This window comes from Nocardioides cremeus, assembly GCF_030518195.1.
Taxonomy (GTDB): Bacteria; Actinomycetota; Actinomycetes; order Propionibacteriales; family Nocardioidaceae; genus Nocardioides; species Nocardioides cremeus.
Window position 1 is genome coordinate 1 of sequence record NZ_JAULSC010000256.1, and the last position, 279, is coordinate 279.

1 protein-coding gene is annotated in these 279 nt (G+C 45.9%); it reads left to right on the plus strand.

Going from position 1 to position 279, the window contains the following annotated elements; all coding sequences use genetic code 11:
* Window positions 1-279 (plus strand): phosphoenolpyruvate carboxykinase (ATP) (locus QWJ41_RS21120; RefSeq protein WP_302710454.1); only part of this gene is annotated, 279 nt, incomplete at both ends.

Genomic DNA, 279 nt, shown 5'->3' on the forward strand with positions numbered 1-279 from the left:
CTATCACATCGAGAACATCGTTAAGCCGGTTTCTAAAGGCCCGCACGCAAAACAAGTTATCTTCTTGTCTGCTGACGCATTCGGTGTATTGCCTCCAGTATCTATCTTGACTCCGGAGCAAACTCAATACTACTTCTTGTCTGGATTTACCGCTAAATTAGCAGGTACAGAGCGTGGTATCACGGAACCGACTCCTACATTCTCCGCTTGTTTCGGTGCTGCTTTCTTGTCATTGCACCCGACAAAATACGGCGAAGAGTTGGTTAAGAAGATGGAAAT